This is a genomic window from Frankia sp. R43 (assembly GCF_001306465.1).
In the GTDB taxonomy this organism is placed as follows: domain Bacteria; phylum Actinomycetota; class Actinomycetes; order Frankiales; family Frankiaceae; genus Parafrankia; species Parafrankia irregularis.
The window spans coordinates 949,434-969,014 of record NZ_LFCW01000001.1 but is presented as its reverse complement, the minus strand read 5'-3'; the positions used below and the strand labels follow the sequence as shown (position 1 = coordinate 969,014).

The following is a 19,581-nucleotide window of genomic DNA, read 5'->3' as shown; positions in this document are numbered from 1 at the left end:
CGCACCGCCCGCGACCAGGCCGCCGACTTTCCGATCTGATCCACACCGCCGACGTCTCGGCCTGCTTCTGACCGTTCCGCCCGCCTTGCCACCACGGCTGCGAGCTCATTCCCGGGAAACCTGATGATCCACACATCCATACTGACCCCTACCCCCACAAGCCCGCGGCCCTCTACCGGCTCCCCTGGGGCCCGCAACGACCCGACAGCCGGATGCGGCGGCTGCACCACCCGGTGGCCGATCGGCACTGGTGCCGCCCACTGCCCGACCTGCCACCGCACGTTCGCCAGCACCGGCGGATTCGACGCCCACCGCACCGGCCCCATCACCGGCAACCGGCGGTGCCTCGACGAGGCCGAGCTACGCGCACTCGGCTACGCGCCGAACGACCGCGGACGCTGGCGGATCCCGCTCGACCCGGCCGCCGCCGGCCGCCTCACCGACGGACCACATGACCGACCGACCACCCCGTGAGCCCCGCAACCGCCCGAACGCTTGACCGACCGAACAACCCCGACCCCATGAGCTCCCGCCGGACCGGCTCGACCTTATGAGCCCCCAACGCCGAACCGTTCCGCACTGTGTCACACCCAGGCCGTGTGACAGCCCCGGTCTCCCACAGCATGTTGCACCGCCCGCCATGACGTAGGAGGTGAAACACCGATGGACCACATACCCCCACCACCCCGGCCCCGCGGCGGGCCCATCCCTCACCTACGCCGCCAGACCCCGCACCACGTGAAGCTCTCTGAGGGTGACGCCGTCATCCGAGCCATGCTCCGCGGCCTCTCCCTACGCGCCGCTGCCCAGGCCCTGGGCATGTCCACCGCCACCGCGTGGCGCAGGTACTGGTTCGTCATGGATTGGACGTTGCCGGCGCACTTCGGCCGTTCTCGCGGAGCGTTCCCGCCCCAACGCGGAACCCGGGCCTGCCCGTCGGGCCGGCCCTACCTGCCTACTCTCGACGCCCCGCTGATGGTGCCGGTGATCGAACGGTCCGGCTGCCTGGACCTGGACGTGATCCGCTATCCCGACGGCCGCCGCCGCATTGTGTGGACGACAGGAGCGGTCGCCCGACGCATGGGCCTGTCCCGGGAGCGGGTTCGCCAGCTCACCCACAGCCCCGGGTGGCCGCGACCGGTCGGGCGGGTCGGCTCGGCCCGGTGCTGGGATGCCGACGACATCGACGAGTGGATCAACGAACACCGGCCGGAGCTTGCCGACGGACCCATCGACCAGCCGCATCACGGTCGACCCATCGACCGACCGGTTGATGAGAGGACACAACCGGTGGGCCGGCTGCCGAGCTCCTGAGCCCCCGGCCGGCCGGGGGAGCGGACCTGTGGATCGGCTGGACCCCATGGACGAACATCCGGGCCGTCGGCCCCATGGAGGCGCCCCGACGGCGAACGGGCCGCGAAGGGGGTCATGAGCTAACACAACCCCATGAGCCAGGGCGCAGGGCGGAACGGCGCAACCGGGCTCAGAGCCTCAGACGAGTCGTGATCTGCGGGGATTGCGGCGGCGCATCAGTGGGGTTGGTGAGCCGGTAAATGAGCGGCGAGCACGAGTGCGCGGCCCGCTTCGCGGACCAGGTCGCCGAGTTGGTCAGCGAGGCCATCGGGAAGGTGAGGTGCCGTCGCGGCCAGGAAGTCGCGGAAGTACGGCACGAGGAGAAGGAAGGCGCGGCGGTCGGCCCAATAGGCGTGGACGTCCGGGGCGTGGCGTGCGCCGCCGAGCACATACGACAAGCTGATCACCTTGTCCGCGGCAAGCGTGGCCGCGATGTCCGGGCGGAGCAGGGTGAGACGGCGGGTAGCGGCGGCCGGGTCGTGCCGGTACTGATCCATGGCGATGTGCTCGCCGTGGATCAGCCACAGGGTGACGAGGGTCGCGGTGCCGCAACGGTCGCCGACCTCCGCGGCGAGAGCGTCAGGACCTGTGTAGTCAGGGATGTCGTGCAGCAGGGTAGCGGCGATCAGTGGTGGGGGAGCGTCGGGCAGGTGCCGGCCGAGTAGAACGGCGACACGCACGGCGTGTGCGAGAGCTGGCGCCCCGTCGATCACGTGGCCGGCGCACCAGCGGCGCGCGATGGCGAGTGCCGCGTCGACGACGGAAGGCCGTGGGGGTGCGAGGACAGACCGCCGGGTCGGGCGCCTGATCGGTCCGGCTGGTGGTGATGATGGACCGGTGATGTCCGGCGACAACGACATAGATCGTCCCTGGGATGAGGATGCCCTGTGCTCGGTGTGCCCCGGGCAGGTGCACGATCGGGGCCGTTTCGACATCGCGGACGGCCCCGGTCCGGGTAGCCGGTATGACACCAGCCGCGGCTACCGCTGCGATGTGATGACCGGGGTTCCGGTCTGCGTTCACCCGGACAAGATCGGATATTCGCCGGGGCGGTATGCCTCCGCTGGGGAACCGTGGCCTGCGGAGGCGTCCGTGGGACCTGCCCCGGGACCGCTGCCGGAGCAGGCGGAGGAGCTTGCCGGGTGGATGTCGGCGCTGGTTCGCCACGCAGACCCGGGGCAGGTCGATCGGGTGCTCACCGAAGCCGAGCAGGCCGCGGCGAGCAGGTTCCCGGCGGAAGTTGTGGTGGACGCCCTGCGGGCGGCTCTGGCGGCGGCCGGCTAACCGGTGGCGTAGCTGAAGGTGAAGTTGTGCCGGCGCCCGCCCTGCTCGACGCCGATCGACTCGTAGTGCTCGAACAGGACCGCGAGTCGGCGGCGGGTCTCCTCCTGGCCGATCCAGTACCTGCGGGGAATCACACCCCAGTTCGCCGCGGCGTAGATCTGGTCGGTGTAGCCATCCTCGTCGTACTGGAACCGCTCGTTGTCCGTGCTGTGAACGAACACGACATCGAGCTCGGTCTGCATCCGCGACAGGATCGTGAACTGCGCAGTCAGCGCGTGGACCATCTCATCGACCGGCGCGGACACGTCGAGCTCGGCGAGTCGTTCGTCCCCGGTCTGCTCGAACACCGCGGACTTCATGGCCATGACCTTCAGCGCTTCGGTGAACAGATAGGGCCCGTCGGCGTCCAGGTCCCATTCGGCGATGATCGGATATCCGGTGAACGTGGCCCAGCAGTCCGGGTACTTCAGCGTGCTGGTGCGGAGCCGGTCGAACTCGCGGTGATCCCGGAACGCGTCGAAAATCTCGACGGCGCGGGGGGCGACCCCGAACGGGTCGGGCATGACCTCCCGCCCGTCGGATTCCGGTTCCAGGGTGGCCGTGGCTGTGCTGGCGTCCATGGGAGCCTCCTGGCTCGGTGTGGGTGCTGGTCTGTGCCCGAATCGGTACGAGGCCCTTGGCCCCCGGACGGGTCACGTGAATCGAGCGTTCCGTCTCACCTCCGCCGCCCTGACGGCGACGGCGTAGGCCGTCGAGTAGGCGTGCACGTGAACGACTAGGCGAGCGGCTAGACCACGTGAGGGCCTATTCACAGTCCGCACCAGCCCGGCTACTTTCCTGGTGGGAGGTGGGGATGGGGGACAGCGCATTCGGGCGGGAGCTTCGACGCCGCCGTGAAGCATCAGGTCTGAACCAGCGTCAGTTGGCCGAGGCACTTGCTGCCGTCGCGTGGGATGAGTTGCGGGTGCGGGTCGGCGCTGACGGCAACCTTGTCTCCCGTTGGGAGCGGGGAACCGCCGCGCCCCGCGCGCCCTACCCAGACCTGCTCGCCCGCCTCTTCCGCGCCACCCCGGAGCAGCTCGGCCTGCGGCCCGGCCTACCTGCGAGCGTCGATGCTGACGGAATCGGTGAACCGAGCTTCGAACCAACGATGAAGATCCTCGACCGGATGCGGCGGGCTGGCGCCTCCAATGTCTCTGACGCCGCCCTCGACCAGCTCGAACGCATGATCGCAGATGCTGTCGGCGAGTACGAGCGACTCGGCCCGCTCATGCTCGTGCCCCGGCTGGTGAAACAGCGGGAGTGGGTCGAGGGCCTGTGCGATGGCCGGCAGACTCTCCGCCAGCGCGCCCGCTTGTACGGGGTCGCTGCCCGGCTGTCCGGCCTGCTCGGCTCTCTGGCCGTCGACCGCGGTGACATGGCCACCGCGCGGGCCTACTGCGACGAGGCCTTCCAGCTCGCCGACATCGTCGAGGACGACGATCTTCGAGCGTGGGTGCGCGGCACGCAGGCACTCGCGGAGTACTACGCCGGTGAGTACCGCTCCTGCCTCGACTTGGCCGTTGACGGGCTTCGCTACGGCCGCGGCGGTCCCCAGGAGGCACGGCTCCTCGTCCAAGGTCAGGCCCGCGCCGCCGGACGGCTCGGTGACTCCCGTACAGTCACGGCCGCTGTCGACCGGGCCCGGGAACTTGCCGCCGACTGCCTGCCCGGTGCGGTGAGCCCATGCCTTTCCCTGCACGGCTATTGCTCGGCCCGCATCGACGGGAACGCGGCGACGGCGCTGCTGTCCGTAGGCGATCTCGAGGGATCCCGCCGGTTCGCGTTCTCCGCACTCGCCCGGTTCGACGCGGCAGGGATGGCCGGCCCGCGGTCTCTTACTCGGATCGACATCGCCATGACCTTCTTGTCTGTCGGCGAACCAGACCAGGCCGCCGAGCTCGTCGGCCATGCCCTTTCCATTTCCGCAGCCCGGCCCATTGCCACCGTGGCCACGCGGACCGGGCAGTTCCTCGACGCCGGCCGCAGGTACCTGTCCACCGCGTCGATGAGGAGCCTCGCCGAGCGGGCCGCGGACTGGCAGAACTCGCCACCTCCCGCCCTTTCCCGGAGCTAACCTGCCGCTCATGGCCATACGTGAGCAGGACCATGTCGCCGCGCGCCGTGAGGCGTTCGCCCGCTTGGACCGGATGCGGGATCACTGGTGGTGGCGGCCGGGATGGCGAGTGGGTCGGTCCTTTTACACGTTCCACGTCACCTTCGAGCAGGCCCCCGAAGTCGCAGAGGTGGCCAGCTACTACCGGGCCTTCCTCGACCTACCCACCCTCGACCCGGTTCCTGACGTGGGCCTCCACCTGACCATGCAGGGTGTCGGCTTCGCCGACGAGGTCACCGAAACGGACCTTGCCGCCATCATCGACGCGGCGAGGATCCGCCTTTCCAACCTCGCCCCGTTCGATCTGGTGCTCGGACCAGTGGATGCGGACCCGGAAGCCGTGATGCTGCAGGTGGCGCCTTGGGCGCCGCTTGACAGTGTGCGGGTCGCTGCCCGGTCGGCGATCGGCGCCGTGTGGGGGCTGGGTCGAGTGCCCGACCGAGCTGATGGCTTCACCCCCCATGTGTCAGTCGCCTATTCCGGCGCAGATGCTCCCGCGGAGCTGCTCCGTCAGCGGCTCACCGAAGCCGAACCCAAAACCGTTCGCACACGGGTGGCAGCCGTGCAGTTGATCAACTTGAATCGAGACGAGCAGGTGTACCGCTGGTCGACGGTCGCGACGCTGCCACTCGGCGCGGACAGATGAGTGAGATGATCCGGCACGATTAGGTGATCGGTTATTCAGGGATTAGCCTTGCCGGAGCACCGATAAAATCAGGGGACAGCTCCATCCTGACGTCCTCCGGAAATCTTGGGGAGATCGGAAGAGATCTTTATCCACTCCGCCATCTCGTCATGCTCTATATTTGTCACTTTCGCCGCTAGCAGCTTCATCCGCGTTCTTGGATCGTCGTAGGGTGCGGATTCCGTCCTATAGAGCCTGCGCTCCGCCTCTACCGCCTCGCGCGCGTAACTGTATCGGAGATAATTGTCGTGCCAGTGAAAGATAGTGCGAATACCGCTCATGACGACAATCAAAGCGCCCATGATTGACGGAACCGCCGGGTTCTTTGGAGCGATTACCGCCGAGGTCGGGATCGCTGCGGCGATGCATAGCAACAGGATTTCATTCTGCCTGTAGCGCTTACGGGATCGGATAGCATGAGTACGATACCAGTCGTAGCTGTCGTTTGCCAAGCGAAGGGCAAAGTCAGAATCTCTAGCGTCCACCCCTGGATCACCCTCAACAATTTTGTTTACTGGCAGATTACGGCACACCGGAGATCAAGGGCCGCTACTGTCCTGCGTTTTATACCGTAAATTTTGCCGTCCATGCAGTCTTGTGGGCAGGCCGCCTCGTGATGGGCTACTCTTCAAGGGAAGCGCTAACTGAACTGATCCAGTCAAGGCTGGATTGAAGCGTTGCCCCCCATTTTCTGTTAAGCCTGTCGTGGAATCTATGAGCGGCGGATCGATTTCCCATCTCAATTTTTCGTACGAGGTCGTCGAACTCGTCGAGAAGCTTGCGCAGTTCAGTGACTAGAGCCTCGTGCTCATGCCGGACTCTTTCTGGAACTGGTTCGCTCTCGAGCTTTCCGAGCACATACCAAAATTTAGGGCGAAATTCCTCTCTATAGTCAGATGGAGACATTTCGAAAGCGCGCTGAGTCTCTTCGACCGCCTCCTGAAGCAAGGTGAAGGTCCGATCGAGATAGGTTTTCATTGAAACTTTTCGTGCATGTTCCTTCCTCCTCTCTTCTATTCTGCTAGCGACACGCTGTTCTTCCTGCTGTTCGCTCAAGATTTTGCCGGCAGCGACAGCAGTAGCTGCGGCTCCCGCGAGTGCTGCGGAGCCGTATTTTTTGGCCTTTTTACCAAGTTCGTGCTCGTGAGCGACTCGGCGGGCTTTCTCAGAAGTCCGGTGAACCTTCGCCCGGAATCCGTCTATTTTTGATGGCGCCCCAGCCTGACCGCTGATCGCCTCAACGATCCTGCCAATCCCTACCTCGAACCCTGGATCCAGATTGATAAAATGCAAATTGCGTATAAGGAAGGCGAAATTTTGAGGAATTCCTGGAATTGGCTTCAAGATAACTGGAATAATGCGGCGTTTGGCCTCTTTTGCGAGGAGGAGTTCCTGATATACCCAATCTGGCTTTTGTATAACATTGGGTGAAAGTAGAAGAACGAAAACGTCGCTTTCGTTAATGCTAGTGGTGATGGTTGCTAGCCAGTCTTCGCCTACTCCAATTGATTGCTCGGACCAGAAGACATCCATGCCGTGTCGCTCAAGCTCGACGCGTACGTCACTGGCAAGTTTGTCGTCGCTTGAGTGTGAAATAAAGACCCTTATCGGAAGTTTTTCGGTTACTTGCTCTTCCGTCTGTGTGCGTGCTGCCATAAGCGTGTCGAGTCTGGCTAGCAATGGGGTGATATTTCTCCCGCCTTCGCAGATTTCGACCCAGGGACCTTCGACTGGAAGGCTTGTGATCTCGGCTGGAAGAGCGGAGCTTTGAGAAAGAGTTGCTCCGACCACCACCACGTCGGCTTGTCGCACGACTTCGACCTGCTGTCGGAGATTCTCCGACTGCTCAATTCTTGCGTCTGGTGGGACGACGGTTACAGCAACATCGATCTTATCCTGAGAAATATCCGGATCATGGTTGGATATAGCCACATTTCCTGCGGAAGAGAGTGAACTTTGGACATTAGAAGAAAATTCACTCTCGATATCGGAGATCACAAGAATCTTCATTTAAGCCCCGCTTGAGTTTCTTTTCCGGTGATGGTGAAACCTTGCCCCTGTCAAGTCAATTTTTATATCGTCAGATATGCCTGCATCATTTACGGTGTACCCTGCTTGGCTCGTGCTCGCACCTCGTCGAGAAGGTCGCCTGAGCGGTCCCGGATTCCAAGTGGTGTATATTCTTACGAATCTCGATGGTTCGATCGGATTTGCGATTCGTGGTCGGCCGAGGTGAGGTCCCGGGCCGAGTGTGGGAGCGAACCACGGCTGCTCACCAACGCCCACGGCGTCGGCGCCGCCGAACCTCAACCGACTACCAGGTTTGGCAGATATGCACCCGAGCAGACTCTCCGGCAGCGCCGCAGAGTGTTTCGTACCCTGCTCACCATCATCGACTACTGCAACCCCTGACCGCCCAGGCGGAACGCACGCGGTCGCTGGCCACCCTTGCCGCTAAGCCTGGGCACGGCAAAGCGACAGTCAAACGCGAGCTCAACCGACAGGAATACGCCGGACGTGGGTGAAGTGTGGCAGCATCTCCGGCCAGTGACGGTTGGCGGGTGCCGATCGCTGGCGCGGCGCGGACTCCAGCCGTGGTCTGTCTGGCCCGCATCCGCGTCCTGGCATCGGATACGCCGAACCTTCGTTCGATGTACCACCGGTGCGGCCTGCCTGGGCCGTGCCTGTCTGTGAGATCTAGAGGCCGCACCCAACGGCGGATGGCATCAACGTCGCCCAGACGCCCACCAGCCTCCACGGTCCTGCCGGGTTCGTGCTGTCCGCGGCAGCCCTACCCCAGTCCTGATCGGCTACGCCGCGAGCCGGCCATCGGCGGCGCCGCCGCCGATGGCCGGCTCGGGCCAGGCGAGACCACGCAGCGGCACATCGTCATGGGACCGCCGGTGCGGACATGGTGCGGACGCCGGGCCCACTTTCGGCCCTTCGGCGGCCATCGTCCGCACCCGTCCGTTCCCAGAAACCCCTTATCTTGCAGGCACTATTGTCTAATCGCACTCTCGGTCGCGCGGCCGGTCGAAGGGTTCGATTCCCGCCACCTCCACCACGATGCGTAACAATGCCCTGACCTGGGCAAATAGGTAAGAGCTACGAGATTCGATGCTTGATCGAGTAGCAGATGTCCAGGTCGGGGCGTTGATCTTTTGGTTCGATTCCCTGAATGTACTGGCGGCCCTTGGCTGCGAAGCGTAGCGGCGGCAGGGTTGCTTGGGCGATGACCGCGACCGTGTCGTCACGTCGTGTGACGTTTGGGTTAGGGTTCAGAGCGAGCCACCTTTGACTGGGTGGCCTGACAGCCGTGACTTTGCTGCTTCTACACTTCTGTCCGTGGGCGTCGCGGTGCCCCTGCGGTCGGGTGATGCCTGGCCGGTGCCGACGACGCCTCGTCCGGTGTGGGCCGCTTCCCCGCTGGGCTGTGTCTTCCGGTCCGGTGCGTTTGCCGCGCTTGCTATCTGCTCGGGATGGGTGCGCACGCGGTCTCGACCGCACCCCCACCGCCTCTCCTGGTTACCGTTGTCGGGTTTTTGTTGACCTGGCGGGCCGGGTGGGAGCTGGCTGGAGTGTGGGTGACCGCGCCGCGTCTGGTCGGACTTGTGATGGCGGTGCAGTCCTGTCTGCATGTGGCCTTCGCGATGTCCACTCCGCCCGGCCATCACCATGCGGGTGCGGGTGGCTCCCAGGCGGGCGATCTCGCCGCGCGTGGTGTGGATCTGGTGCACGGCGGGCCGATGATGCTGGGTGGGCATCTGCTGGCGGCGGTCTTCCTCGCCTGCTGGTTGGCGCGGGGTGAACGGCTGCTGTGGCGTCCCGCCCGCGGTGCCACCGAGGCGACCCATGGGGTGTACAAGTTGGCAGCATGCTCACGTAATATCACCTTACGCTTCATTTAAGGTGACGTCACCAACTCTCGTTCATGTTCTCGCTTCGCAGGGCAGTTGCCAGTATTGAGTTCGCCGGGAAATCAAAACATGCGGCAGAAAGAATTTTTCGCCTGCCATTTGCCACGACCCCATGCCCGACCAGTTCGCCAACTCGACGCCAGAAACTGAGTGAATCGCTCCATGCTGGCAGTCGTTGAACCGGCAGACCCGCTCGCGCTAGGACTTCACGGGCGGACTGTGGGTCGCGATAGATCTTAGCTAGCGCCTCAATTTCCAATTCCGTAAAGATTCCTGGATTCCCTGAAGTCGCCCGGGCAGCCTCAGAGTCGACCCCCGTGGCGTTTTCGTTCGGCGACACGTGGGAGCGGTTCGCGGGGCCAGAGTGGCGATTGACCCCATTTCCGAGATCACCATAGAACGATATGCCAAAAAAGCCGTCGCGATTGTCAAAATTTTCGATATCTCCTACATTGATCTGCGGCGAGCGTTCACCATCCCGGTGCGGGTACTCGATTCCCACGACTTGGCACTCCTCTCACTCAAGGCCGCCGACGGGTCTGCCGGAAGGCGCAGCCTTGGCACCTATCACGACCCTGTTCCCGACCTGTCCACCGCGGTTATCAATGTTCCCTATTCTTTCAATGTTCATCACGTTGTGGACCAGCGTTTCTACTTTATAGTCCTCTTTGTGCTTCAGGGCTTCGATGATCAGATGAACCGCGGAATCGATCGCGCCGGGGTCTCGGCTAGCCAGGGCGTCTACGCGGGCATCACCGCTCCCGAGTGTCATTACAAAGATATGTCGACTCGGCTGGAGGATTGGCGCAATAATCGCAAAGCCGACGACCGCGGTCAGAGTGACTATCCAGGGTGCAGCCTCATTGCTGCCAAACGTTGAGGTGAAGAGAATCCACAGGAAGCTAGGGATGAACCACGGCAAGGCCTGCGAAATTCGCTGTAGCCGGATACCAGCGTAGCCAACAATGCGGAGTTCGCGAGACACCTGCGTTATGCTGCGAAGATTGTAAACGTTAAACCCGATATACAGAAGGCCGTCGCTTACGCGCACTTGCATTCCCGCGCCGTCCTGCATCTTTCCCCCGTCTTGCCTCATGCCGTATATGCCACCCTTGCCTCTGCATCACGATACCGCTAAAGCATGCGCGGGAGGGGTCGGCTCTACGTAATCCATCCCGCAGCTTGCCTTTGAGCAAGATCTTCGTCTAGTCCCCTGCACCTGAGATCACCGACATAAGTCGTATACCGTGTTGGGGTCGCTTCCTGCTGCGGCCCTTGCGTTGTCAGATGAGGATCGCGCAGAGCTCGGCCGCCTGGTGGCGTCGGGGCCGCGGCGTCTGGCAGCGAGGGCGCGGATTGTGCTGGCCTGCGCCGAGCCTTCGGCTGGCGGTAACTCGGGGGCGGGCGCCGTGTTGGGGGACCGCCTCGGGTGATGTTCGGGCAGGACGCGCTCGCGTTGCGCCAGGCGATGGCCGCTCCCACCGCACCGGGCCGCTGAGATCGAGATTCCCGCGGCGGCGTTCCTGCGGCAGATGCTGGTGCAGACCTGATACTGACCCGAAGAATAACGTGAGGTGACGGCGGTGCCCGGCTCAGGCGGCCTCGGGGATGGCGTCGAGCGGACGGTGTAGCCGAGGGCGTTGGCTTGGCGGGTCAGGCGGCGCAGGGCGCGTTCGGGGTCGCGTCGGGTGAAGTAGTCGCCGGCAGCGACGGCTCGGCGTTGGCATCACCGAAGGCGTCGTCCGGAGCGCGACGTACCGAGATCCAACACCTGCCGCTGGCTTGCCTGGGCCGCTACTCCGACGGCACTCCCGGCGAAGTGGTCCCAGCTTCCCCGGCTCCGCCACCGGGCGACCGCGTGCCCGCTGACCACGCACAGCCTCAAGACCGCTGCTGAGCAGTTCACCCAGGCCCGGCTGTTCCTGGCGTGGCTCGACGAGCGCGGCCGGACGGCTGGAGACCCTCACCCAGACGGACATCGACGGCTGGCACGCCACCCACCTCGACCAGGCGAGACGCTCGCTGCGGGCGTTCCTGACCTGGGTGATGAGTAGCCGCCAGCTATCCCGGTTCCCGCACGCCGTCGTCAGCTCCAGATCGGGCTGATGGTTTCCCGGTAGTCGGTGTAGAACCCTGATGTCCAACCGAGCGATACCGCACAATGCACTGTGGGCGACACCCGCCCGACGTACGGGCACGGGTCGGGGGTAGGCGGAATGACCGTTGCTTCCAGCAGCGATCCGCAGCTGGTTCTGGTCGCGGTGAACAGGATTTATCCCACGTTGCGGCGTCAGCTTGCGCCGGATCAGTGGGACGTCATCGGCGCCGGGCTCGACGCCTCGATCGCGGTGCTGGGCGACCCGGAACAGGTCTCCGGACATCCCGCCGCGGCGCTCACCGTCGTGCGGCTGCTCTCGGGGTCCGAGGCTGGTCGGTCGTTGCTGGCGGGGCGGCTCACAGCCCAGGACGCGATGCTCGCGCTGGCCGGCGGCGAGGCCGCGGCCGTGATGCCATGGGTCCTCGCCGCCGTGGACGTCGATCTCGACGCCGATGCGCAAGCGGTGGAACGCGCCATCACGCTCGCGCCAGGCGGCGTGGACGGCGCCAGGAGCCTCAAGCTGAAGAACTTCCGCGTCGACCTCGCGGAGCTGGTCAAGCTTGCCTCCGCCACGACGGTGGCGCTGCAGGCGGCACTGGCGAGTCCGAACCCGCTACTCATCGCCGCGGGTGCCCTCACCGTCATCCAGGCTTTCATGGGCTCGGTCACGACGGCGATCGGTGAGGACGAGGCAAGCGTGTTCTGGTCCTTCGCCCAGGCTGCCGCCGACCGCGACGACAAGGCCGCGACGGAGGGGGAGCTGCGGGCCGAGACCGACCGGCAGCGCCAGGAGTTCGGCCTGGAACCGCTGACGCCGGCGGCGTTCACCAGGGCGCTCAGGGCGCTTGAACGCATCTCCAGCATCGCCCCGGCGGGTGAGGCGGGGTGGCGGCTCGTCGAGTCTTACCATGTTGCGTGACCGGGCCGTACGAGCCGCTGTGCTCGTACGCCGGGGTCGTCAGCGATTGGACAGCTTGGGCCCGACGGCGGCGCTGTCGCCGTTATGCAAGGCGGCCCAGCTGCTCGACGGGGCGAGAGACGTCGGCGCCCAGGCGGTCGCGATCGAGGCATTGACCAGCCTTGGCGACGCCTACCTCGCCCGATCGCGTCCCGTGAGCGCGGATGATGTCGAACTGGCCATCGCCAGCTACACCGAGGCACTGCGGCTCGTGTACAAGCGGCCATTGAATGACGGCGCAAAGCCAGCTGACGTCCGTTTGGACTTCCTCTTCGTCCGCAACCATGACCGTATTCGCGCGCGGCTGGCGATAGCGTATGACCGGCGCGTTCTGGGCTCGCACGAGGAGAACCTCAGCCAGGTCCTGGAGCACTCCGACTCACTTGAGATCGATGACGAGGGCGACACCGAACTACGTGTCGCCGCCCGCCTTGCCCGTGGCCGGGCGTACCGGGACAGGAGCGTGGGTAGCGGCCTGGGGCCGATGGACATAGGTATCGCGCTTAGCCTTTTCCGTGAGGCGTCGCGGTGGCTCGAAGGCCGGGAGGGATCGGACCTCTGGGCCGACGCCCAGACCGAGATCGGCGCGACACTGCTGCGCGCCGGAGGCGCCCAGCAAGCGGTGGCCGGGGAGAACGCGGCGGACTGCCTGCACAGGGCGATGACGGCGTATACACGGAACGGTTCGTTGCGCAAGACCACGCGGGTTCACGTGCTTCTCGGCGATTACTACGGTGAGCACTGCGCCGACACCGACGGTGAGGACGTCCTCGACAAGGCTATCGATCATTACCTCCAGGCGCTGACGTTCATGAGGATGGACGAGGACCGCGCCGGCTGGGCACGCATCCAGGTCTCAGTGGCGCGGCTCGCGCTCGGTTTTCCCACCGGTGGAATCGACGTGGCCATCGAGCGGCTGGAGGCGGCCGTCGACACGTTGACCGGGTCGGAGCGCGCGGCCGACCGGCGCGAGGCGCTGGCCTTCCTTGGCCACCTTCTCCTGCGGGAGCGGCGCTGGGACGAGGCGCTCGAACGGTTCGAGGATGCGCTGGCACTTGCGCGGTCGTCCGTGGGCCAGGCCAGATCTGTGGCCGGTCGGCGCGCGGCAGCGGCCGGCTTCCGCCCTGAGGGAAGCCTGGCAGGGCTGGCGAGCGGCCTCGCCTACTGCTACTTCCAGCTGGGACGGCTCGACGAGGCCCTCACGACCCTGGAATCCGGCAAGGCCCAGCTACTCACCGACGCGCTGCGCTGGACCGAGGGCGCCGGCCTGAGCGGGGACACGGGCGTGACTGCCGGGGAACGCGCCGAGCTGACGCGCCTGACCAGCCAGATCCGCGAGCTGGAAGCCGCGCAGTACGGCGGCATACACGACTCGCAGGACACTCGGCGCCTGGGGGTCCTGCGAGGGCAGCTCGCCAGCCTGGTGGAGCGAATCCCGCGCGTCCAGCCGGCACGAGAGCCGGAACACCTGACAGTGGCCGCGATGTCCCCCGCTGAACCTGGAACCGCGCTGGTCGTGCCGCTGCTCAGCCCGACCGGCGGAGCGGTGTTCATCGTGGCCCACGGTGATGAGCATGTAGCACCCGAGAACGTGCTGGCGTTCCCGTCGCTCACGAACGCGGCGGTCCTCCAGTGGCTCGCCGGGGAGGAGGCGGCGCCCGGGTGGTTCTCCGCATACACGGAGCGCAACGATGGACTGCGCGAATGGGAACTGTGGCAGGACAGGGTCCTCGACGTTTGCGGAGAGCTGTGGGAGGCCGTCGCAGGGAAGCTGCGGGACCGGCTGCGTGAGCTCGGAACATCCAGCATCGTGGTGATCCCGACAGCAGGTCTGCAGTTTCTCCCGATCCATGCGGCGGCACCGCGAGACACCGCGGCGCCGTGGTGCCTCCTCGACGACCTGACGGTGAGCTACATCCCATCCGCATACGCACTTGCCCTGGCGACGCGGCGCCGTGACCGTCCGGCGGCGCGTGGGCCCGCGCTCGTCGCCGGCGTCAGCCGGTACGACTCTCTGCCGCCGCTGCCGAATGTCCCGGAGGAGCTGGACATGGTGGCCGCCACCCTGGGGTCGAGCCCGCTGCTGGACGGGCGGGCGACCCGGACGGAGCTGCTGCGACGCATGCCTGCCGCGCCCATCGTCCACCTCGCGTGCCACGGGGCGGACTGGGCCCTGACGGGGGCGAGGTTCCGCATGGCCTGGACGCCACCGCCAGTCCTGCGCCTCCAGGAGAGCGGGCTGTCCTTCGAAGACATCCTCCGCCAGGACCTGCGCAGCGTCCGGCTGGTCTCCCTTTCGGCCTGCGACACGGGGATGGTGGACTTGAGTCTGTCGTGGGACGAGGCCGAGGGCCTGATCAACGTGTTCCTTCAAGCCGGCGCCGCGGCGGTGGTGAGTAGCCTGTGGGCGGTCGAAGACCGGAGCACCGCATTGCTGATGCAGCGGTTCTACGACAACCTGACCGGCCATGACGCGGACCCCGCAGCGGCCCTGCGCGACGCTCAGCTCTGGCTTCGCGACAGCACCCGCGCGTCGCTGGCCGCCGTATACGAAGCGAGGATCGAGCAGGGTCAGACCCAGTTCCTGCCTGCCTACACAAACCTGATGCTCGGTGGCCCCCCGGACGAGCGCCCCTTTTCGCACCCGTGCTACTGGGCACCGTTCATCCTCACCGGGGCGTAAGGCGCAGCTGACCGCGTTCTTCAAGGCCCCGGCGATCCACTCTGCGCACCTCCGGTTTGGGCGATCGGACCCGAAGAAACCCCACCCCGCAGGCCATAACGCCCAGCCTCCGGGGCTCCTCGGGAAGAGCTGCGCGAGAGGTCGACTGCGGGTGCCACGAGGATCGCGACGTAGGTCGGGACCCCGAAGCGGATGCCGAGCGTGGCGACGTTGCCGAGGCCGAAGAGGAAGGCGAGTCCGACGACGGTTCCCACGATCACGGTCACCATGCGGGCGGTGCCGTTCGGACCCGGCAGGTCTACGGAACGTGTGTTCGATCCGTCGGGCGAGGTTGCTGGCCGGGTGCTCACTGGGCATCGTCCCTGACCAGGAGCCTCGTAGAGACCGGGCGAACGGTGATCTCGGGACACTGGCCTGGCGAGAGGTGGTTCGTGGATGAGACGTATGTCAAGTCTCCGGCCGCTGGACCTATGTGTCCCGGGCGGTCGACCACCGCACGGCCAGGACGATCATCTCAGGCGGGAACCGAAACCCCGCGAACTCCGACACCGCCGGAACCGGTGGACAGGTACGACGTCGGCGGCTGTCGATCACGACTGATCGACAGCCGCGGCACAGCGGACTCCGCCGATGCAACAGCCATCCAAAGCGATGTGAGGACGACTTGTAACTGCAGCTTAGCGGTTCGTCGCCCCGCTCCACCCTCGTACGAGACTGCCGTCGAAGCCGGGCAGCGGTGGATCATGATCGAGCCGCGACTCGTGCTCCAAAGCCCCGGTCGTCTCTGCCGGCCTGGTGGCCGGGGCTGGTCAGAACTGTCCTCTGTTTGATCTCGTCACAGATGGCTGCCGGGCAGCCGACCGCGTGGGCGAGGAGAGATCTGGACAGCCCTGCCGTGTGACGTTTCGTGGCGGGGGCAGCGACGTCCGTATGCTGTGTGTCCCTAGTGGACGGGTCGCGGAACGACCTCAAAGGGGGTGTTCCCGGTGTATGCGAACTCGCCAGCGGGCAGGCAGTTCTCGTCCGGGACCGTACCCAGCCCGTCGCAGTGCCGGGCCCGCAGCGTGAGGAAGACGGTGGAGGTGTGCTGGCCGACCCTGAGGGGTCTGAGCGGCGGCGAGACAGGCTGGGAGAACGGAAGTCCGTCCTCCGTGAAGAACCCGGTACGCAGTGCCTTCCGACCGAAGCCGAACGACTTCTCCTGGGGCGTGCCGATGTCCACCACGAAGCGGGCGCGGAGGAATTTCGAGTTGAAGTCGTCGATCGGGTTGGGCTTCGTCGGCGTGTAATCGGCGGGGTAGACCGCGGTGGCGGCGCTGGCCGCCGTGACCCACCCCGGTCCGATGCGGACCCACGGTTCACCCGCGACGGCGGTACGGCAGGTGGGGGGACCGATGATCTGCTGTCTGATGTGGAAGAACTCGTTGAGATTGGTCCCGTCAGCGGTGATGCAGGCATGCTTGGTGGGACGGCCCTCTCCGAGCGCCGCGCGTTGGGGTGTATCGGCGAGCGCCGTCCCCGCGAGGCTCACCCCCATCGTCGTGGCGAGTGCCGCGGTCGCCATCCCGCGCAGGAGCCGGTGCCGTCGCCGGGCGGGCCCGCGGGTGATGCCTGCTGATTCACGTTCGATGCTCTGGTTCACTGCTGCTCTCTCTTGTCGGTTTCCGAGCGCCCTGGGCTCTCACCGGAGACATGGGGAATCATCCTGGCTCCGGCCAGGATCACCGGCTCGGTTTTCGTAACAGGTCCAAGCCAGGTCGACCGACCAGGGTCATCACCATGTCGCCAGGCGCTTCGACTAGTCCGTAGCCGTATGGGTGGCGACGGACGGCAGCTACCGAGGGGCAGCAGGCCGCGCGGCGATGTTACGACGGGCGGCGACCCGGGCCAGGGAAATTCAGCAGCGCGTCTCCGGGTGCATAATGGCGCGCGGAATATCCGCGGTTTGGGCGAGTTCCTCTTCTTGGCCCTCCCCTTTCCCCGGCGTCCGAAGCATGTGCCTGGAACAGGGAATGGTGGCCCGGAAACGGCCCCGACCTGATCCGCTCCCATCTGACGCGGATCCGCCGGTAGTGGTTCCGCTGATTTTGATCTTTAACCTGTGCGGCGGAATCCCTCAAGCTGTTTGAGTCAGGATCTTCGGGAAATTAGTTGGCCTGCCGGTCGGTGTCCTGGTCGTCGGGTCGGTTGATCCACGCGGGCTTGGGAAGCTCGGGTCGGGGGTCGGGGGTCGGCGGACGAACCGTTCGGGGTGTGCGGCGTAGGCGGCGTCGAGCGCGCTGGCGCGGGCCTGGCGGACGGTGTCGGCCTGGCCGTGGTGCACGACGGTCGGGGTGAGCAGACCGATCCCGGAGTGGCGGTGGTGGTTGTTGTAGTGGTCGAAGAACCGCCGGCACCAGGTGCGGGAAAGCCCGGCTCCGCCGCGCCCGGAGCCGATCCCGCGCAGGCAGCGCCACCAGCCCGCGGCCCTGCGACCGGTGGGCGGCCCTTCGGTTTCGACAGGCCCGCCAGCGCGCCCGCTTCACGGGCTTTACACCACTCCACGATATGCGCCGAGCACAGGTTCTCCCGGCGCAGGATCGCGCCTTTCTGCCCGTCCGGGGCCGCCTCGTACTCGTTCAGGATCCGATCCGGTCCGCGAGCAGACTTCGCCAGTGGTCGGGTGCGCCGAAGAGGAGTCGTGAGGACGCCGCCCGCCGGTAGTAGAGGTGCGCCGGGTGTTCCCAGGTGAAGCCCATGCCGCCGTGGATCTGGATGCAGGCCGACGCGGCGTGGAGGTACGCGTCCGAGCAGTAGGTGCCGGCGATGGCGCTGACTTCGGCCAGCAGGTCGTCGTGGGTGGCCGCGCACCAGGCGGCGTAGCGCGCCGCCGACGTGGCCGATTCGACTTCCAGCATCGTGTCCGCACAGCTGTGTTTGATCGCCTGGAAGCTGCCGATGGGGCGCCCGAACTGGATGCGGTCCTTGGCGTACTGGACTGTCATGTCGAGGGCGAACCGGGCGCCGCCGGCCTGTTCGGCGGCGAGCGCCACGGCGGCGGCGTCGAGGACGCGTTCGAGGACGGGCCAGCCGTGACCGTCCGCGCCGATGAGTGTCGCCGGGGCGTCGTTCAGCTCGATCCGCGCCTGCTTGCGGGTTTGGTCGAGCGTCGTCATCGGTGTCCGGGACATTCCGGGAGCGTCACCGGGAACGGCGAACAGTGAGACGCCCCGGGTGGTGCGGGCGGCTGTCAGAACGAGGTCGGCGGTGTGTCCGTCGAGGACGTACTGCTTGGCTCCGCTGAGTGCCCAGCCCGTCCCGTCCGGTGTCGCGGTCACGGTGATTCCGCCTTCGTCCCACCGCCCGTCGTCCTCGGTCAGGGCGAGAGTCGCCACGGTGTCCCCGGTGGCGATGCCGGGCAGCCAGCGTCGCTGTGCGGTCTCGTCGCCGGACTCCAGCAGGGTGGTCACGGCGAGGACGGCGGTGGAGAGGTAGGGCCCGCAGAACAGCCGGCGCCCCATCTCCTCCAGCACGATGGACAGTTCGACGAAGGTCGCCCCGGCGCCGCCGAGCTCAGGTGGTACCAGGATGCCGACGAGGCCGAGGTCGTGTCCGAGGCTGGCCCAGGTGGCGGGGTCGTAGCCCATCGTCGTGGCCATCAGCCGCCGGACCTCGGCCTCCGGCGACTTCTGCGCCATGAACGTGCGCACCGTGCGGCGCAGTTCATCCTGCTCGGGGGTGGACGCGAACGGAGACGCGAATGGGGACGTGAACGGGGACGTGGGCAAGCCATCTCCTCCTTGGCCGGGCGCTAGGCCTGCTGCCGCCCGTCGAGTGGCGTGGACAGGCAGAACCTCAGGAGTCGCTCCTTCTCACCGGGAGTCACCCGGGTGCCCGCTCGCAGATGGCCACCGACCCGCCCGAAGACGGCGTGGGTGACGAGTTCCGCGTCGAGTCCGGGGGTGGTGCTGCCGAGGCTGGCGAACGGCTCGTGGAGAAGCCTGGCCAGAGGGATCTTCGCCGCGTGGTCTCCCGTCGGGATGGACGAGTTGAGGGTGCTGCTGTTCCACAGCACGGCCGCGGTCGACGCGGCCTGCGACGCGTCGGTCTGGGCCAGTGTCCCCTCGACCCACACCCGGATCCTGCCTTCGGCGGACGGCTCGGCGGCCATCCGGCGGGCGATGGCCGCCGCGACGCGTTCGGCGCCGTCCTCGATGAGTGCCGCGACCAGGGCGTCCTTCGACGGGAAGTGCCGGTAGAACGCGTCGTTCGACAGACCGGCGGCGGCGACGATGTCGGCCACCCGTGCCTTCCCCGCCGTGCCGGTCGTCTCGATGATGTGCCGCGCCGCGTCGATCAGCGCGGACACCTCGGCCGTGTAGTCGGGGCGGCGACGCTCCGCGGCCGTCCGGGCCGCGATGCGGGTCGCCACCCGGCTCGGACGACCGATTGCGTTCGTCATATCAGAA

General features: G+C 66.2%; 17 protein-coding genes and 2 pseudogenes. 9 read left to right on the top strand and 10 right to left on the bottom strand.

Annotation, left to right across the window (positions count from 1 at the left end):
• Window positions 1–123: 123 nt before the first annotated feature.
• Window positions 124–474 carry a hypothetical protein gene (locus tag ACG83_RS03460; RefSeq protein WP_054564676.1) on the top strand — a complete coding sequence of 117 codons (351 nt, stop codon included), beginning with the start codon at window positions 124–126 and terminating at the stop codon, window positions 472–474.
• 264 nt (window positions 475–738) lie between these two features.
• On the top strand, window positions 739–1,314 hold the full coding sequence (locus ACG83_RS45930; RefSeq protein WP_200931260.1) for an AlpA family transcriptional regulator: 576 nt from the start codon (window positions 739–741) through the stop codon (window positions 1,312–1,314).
• Window positions 1,315–1,529: 215 nt separating this feature from the next.
• Here the strand turns inward: ACG83_RS45930 and ACG83_RS03450 are convergent, their stop codons facing one another.
• Window positions 1,530–2,066, bottom strand: coding sequence for a hypothetical protein (locus ACG83_RS03450; protein ID WP_235497570.1), 537 nt, complete (start codon window positions 2,064–2,066; stop codon window positions 1,530–1,532).
• A gap of 127 nt (window positions 2,067–2,193) precedes the next feature.
• Here ACG83_RS03450 and ACG83_RS03445 point away from each other — a divergent pair, with 127 nt between their 5' ends.
• On the top strand, window positions 2,194–2,637 hold the full coding sequence (locus ACG83_RS03445; RefSeq protein ID WP_235497569.1) for a hypothetical protein: 444 nt from the start codon (window positions 2,194–2,196) through the stop codon (window positions 2,635–2,637).
• Here the strand turns inward: ACG83_RS03445 and ACG83_RS03440 are convergent.
• On the bottom strand, window positions 2,634–3,257 hold the full coding sequence (locus ACG83_RS03440) for a hypothetical protein (RefSeq protein ID WP_054564672.1): 624 nt from the start codon (window positions 3,255–3,257) through the stop codon (window positions 2,634–2,636). The genes ACG83_RS03445 and ACG83_RS03440 overlap by 4 nt on opposite strands.
• A gap of 233 nt (window positions 3,258–3,490) precedes the next feature.
• Between ACG83_RS03440 and ACG83_RS03435 the strand changes: the two genes are divergently transcribed.
• Together ACG83_RS03435 and ACG83_RS03430 are read left to right on the top strand one after the other, a co-directional pair.
• Window positions 3,491–4,753, top strand: a complete 1,263-nt coding sequence (locus ACG83_RS03435) for a helix-turn-helix domain-containing protein (RefSeq protein WP_152991247.1) — start codon at window positions 3,491–3,493, stop codon at window positions 4,751–4,753.
• 169 nt (window positions 4,754–4,922) lie between these two features.
• Window positions 4,923–5,438 carry a 2'-5' RNA ligase family protein gene (locus tag ACG83_RS03430; RefSeq protein WP_235497567.1) on the top strand — a complete coding sequence of 172 codons (516 nt, stop codon included), beginning with the start codon at window positions 4,923–4,925 and terminating at the stop codon, window positions 5,436–5,438.
• Between the two features lie 68 nt (window positions 5,439–5,506).
• Here the strand turns inward: ACG83_RS03430 and ACG83_RS41930 are convergent, their stop codons facing one another.
• Together ACG83_RS41930 and ACG83_RS41925 are read right to left on the bottom strand one after the other, a co-directional pair.
• Window positions 5,507–5,962, bottom strand: coding sequence for a DUF4231 domain-containing protein (locus ACG83_RS41930; protein WP_083472996.1), 456 nt, complete (start codon window positions 5,960–5,962; stop codon window positions 5,507–5,509).
• 136 nt (window positions 5,963–6,098) lie between these two features.
• Entirely contained in the window at window positions 6,099–7,487 is a 1,389-nt protein-coding gene (locus tag ACG83_RS41925; RefSeq protein WP_083472995.1) for a toll/interleukin-1 receptor domain-containing protein, read from the bottom strand.
• Between the two features lie 1,574 nt (window positions 7,488–9,061).
• On the opposite strand from ACG83_RS41925, the gene ACG83_RS03425 reads away from it, so the two are divergent.
• Window positions 9,062–9,385, top strand: a complete 324-nt coding sequence (locus ACG83_RS03425; RefSeq protein WP_054564669.1) for a hypothetical protein — start codon at window positions 9,062–9,064, stop codon at window positions 9,383–9,385.
• A 7-nt stretch (window positions 9,386–9,392) separates the two neighbouring features.
• Here ACG83_RS03425 and ACG83_RS43850 read toward each other — a convergent pair whose 3' ends face one another.
• Together ACG83_RS43850 and ACG83_RS43845 are read right to left on the bottom strand one after the other, a co-directional pair.
• A complete protein-coding gene (locus ACG83_RS43850) occupies window positions 9,393–9,896 on the bottom strand; it encodes an effector-associated domain EAD1-containing protein (protein ID WP_152991246.1) in 504 nt (167 codons plus the stop codon).
• A gap of 15 nt (window positions 9,897–9,911) precedes the next feature.
• Window positions 9,912–10,490 (bottom strand): hypothetical protein, encoded by a 579-nt coding sequence (locus ACG83_RS43845; RefSeq protein ID WP_152991245.1) that lies wholly within the window; start codon window positions 10,488–10,490, stop codon window positions 9,912–9,914.
• Window positions 10,491–11,610: 1,120 nt separating this feature from the next.
• Between ACG83_RS43845 and ACG83_RS03420 the strand changes: the two genes are divergently transcribed.
• Both ACG83_RS03420 and ACG83_RS03415 read left to right on the top strand, forming a co-directional pair.
• Entirely contained in the window at window positions 11,611–12,411 is an 801-nt protein-coding gene (locus ACG83_RS03420; protein WP_054564668.1) for a hypothetical protein, read from the top strand.
• 55 nt (window positions 12,412–12,466) lie between these two features.
• A complete protein-coding gene (locus ACG83_RS03415; protein ID WP_054564667.1) occupies window positions 12,467–15,133 on the top strand; it encodes a CHAT domain-containing protein in 2,667 nt (888 codons plus the stop codon).
• A 134-nt stretch (window positions 15,134–15,267) separates the two neighbouring features.
• Here ACG83_RS03415 and ACG83_RS46435 read toward each other — a convergent pair.
• Window positions 15,268–15,483: pseudogene (locus ACG83_RS46435) on the bottom strand (hypothetical protein); the annotation flags it as partial.
• 63 nt (window positions 15,484–15,546) lie between these two features.
• Between ACG83_RS46435 and ACG83_RS47865 the strand changes: the two are divergent.
• Window positions 15,547–15,627 (top strand): annotated as a pseudogene (locus tag ACG83_RS47865) (DDE-type integrase/transposase/recombinase); the annotation flags it as partial.
• A 449-nt stretch (window positions 15,628–16,076) separates the two neighbouring features.
• Here ACG83_RS47865 and ACG83_RS03405 read toward each other — a convergent pair.
• The 3 genes from ACG83_RS03405 to ACG83_RS03395 form a co-directional block, all read right to left on the bottom strand.
• Window positions 16,077–16,775, bottom strand: coding sequence for a hypothetical protein (locus ACG83_RS03405; RefSeq protein WP_054564665.1), 699 nt, complete (start codon window positions 16,773–16,775; stop codon window positions 16,077–16,079).
• Between the two features lie 976 nt (window positions 16,776–17,751).
• Window positions 17,752–18,900: an acyl-CoA dehydrogenase family protein gene (locus ACG83_RS03400; RefSeq protein WP_255354679.1), complete on the bottom strand. Its 1,149-nt coding sequence runs from the start codon at window positions 18,898–18,900 to the stop codon at window positions 17,752–17,754.
• A gap of 23 nt (window positions 18,901–18,923) precedes the next feature.
• Complete coding sequence (locus tag ACG83_RS03395) at window positions 18,924–19,574, bottom strand: TetR/AcrR family transcriptional regulator (protein ID WP_054564664.1); 651 nt, start codon at window positions 19,572–19,574, stop codon at window positions 18,924–18,926.
• Between the last annotated feature and the right edge of the window lie 7 nt (window positions 19,575–19,581).